This window comes from Kitasatospora sp. NPDC058965, from assembly GCF_042741245.1.
In the GTDB taxonomy this organism is placed as follows: Bacteria; Actinomycetota; Actinomycetes; order Streptomycetales; family Streptomycetaceae; genus Kitasatospora.
The window spans coordinates 1-1,424 of sequence record NZ_JBHYKG010000600.1 but is presented as its reverse complement, the minus strand read 5'-3'; the positions used below and the strand labels follow the sequence as shown (position 1 = coordinate 1,424).

1 protein-coding gene is annotated in these 1,424 nt (G+C 74.3%); it reads left to right on the top strand.

What is annotated here, in order from left to right; genetic code table 11:
- Positions 1–105: 105 nt before the first annotated feature.
- Positions 106–1,362 carry a phenylacetate--CoA ligase family protein gene (locus ACFW1A_RS40505; protein WP_380418746.1) on the top strand — a complete coding sequence of 419 codons (1,257 nt, stop codon included), beginning with the start codon at positions 106–108 and terminating at the stop codon, positions 1,360–1,362.
- Positions 1,363–1,424: the final 62 nt, after the last annotated feature.

The following is a 1,424-nucleotide window of genomic DNA, read 5'->3' as shown; positions in this document are numbered from 1 at the left end:
CCCGCACGACCCACCCGGCGGGGAGCCGACCCTCCGGTCCGGCTCCCCGCTCCAGCACGACCCGACCCACCCCCGATCACCGCCTCGACCGACAGGGAGACCCCCTTGCCCGCGAAGCCGCTGCAGGACCTGGTGGACCACGCCCGGCGCAACTCGCCGTTCTACGCGGAGCTCTACCGCGACGTCCCCGAGACGGTGTCCCAGCTGACCCAACTCCCCATCATCGACCAGAAGGCCTTCTGGGCCGCCAACACCTGGCCCGACAACAAGCTGCTCACCGGCCCGCTGAGCGACGCGGGCGTCTACACCACCGGCGGCACCACCGGCGTCCCGAAGGTCTCCCCGTGGACCCGCAGCGAACACGCCGACTCCGTCACGGCGTTCGGCGCCGGACTGGTCCAGGCCGGGCTCAAGCCCGGCCACCGGGTCGCCAACCTGTTCTGGGCCGGCGAGCTCTACAGCAGCTTCCTCTACATCGAGCACGCGCTGCACGCCGCCCCGGTGGAGAACGTCCGGCTGCCGGTCGCCGGCTCCGCCCCGGACGCCTTCGTGGCCGACCTGATCCACGCCTTCGGCGTGCACGTGCTGGCCGGCGAGCCGATGCGGCTCAGCGCGGTCGCCGAACACCTGGTGCAGCACGGGCAGGTGGCCGAGTCGGTGGAACTGCTGCTGTTCGCCGGCGACCTGCTCTTCGCCGACCTGCGCCCGATCCTGGCCCGGGCGTTCCCCAAGGCCGCCATCTCCTCCGCCGGCTACGCCTCGGTCGACGCCGGCCTGGTCGCGGCGCCGGTCCCGGGCGACGACGTGCGGGTGCACGAGGCCTTCGCCCACCGCACCGTGGTGGAGATCGTCGACGACCTGACCGGCGAGCCGATCACCACCCCCGGGGTGCCCGGGCGGCTGCTGGTCACCAACCTGTTCCGCACCCTGATGCCGATCCTGCGCTACCCGGCCGGCGACCGGGCCGAGTGGGTGGACGGCGAGCTGCGGCGGTTCCGGCTGGTCGGCCGCTCGATCGAGGGCGCCCGGGTCGGGACGGTCAGCATGGGGGTGGAGGACATCCGCGCCGTCCTGGTGGCGGCCGACTCCGGGCAGCACATCTCCGGCATCCAGATGGTGCAGCGGCGGTGGGAGAACAAGGACGGGCTGATCCTGCGGCTCGGGCGGGTGGAGGAGCCGCCGGCCGGTCTGGCCGAGGAACTGGTCGCCGCCGTCTACGCGGCCCGCCCGCTGTACCTGGAGGAGGTCGAGGGCGGCCGGATCCACCCGCTGCAGGTCGAGTGGGTCCCGCGCGCCGAGCTGGTCACCAACCCGCGCACCGGCAAGCTGCAGCAGGTGGTGGACGAGCGGCCGCCCGCCTGAGCGGCGCGGACCGGCGCGGTCGGCGCGGGCGCCGCCTCCGGCGGTGCCTGCCCGCTCGGCCC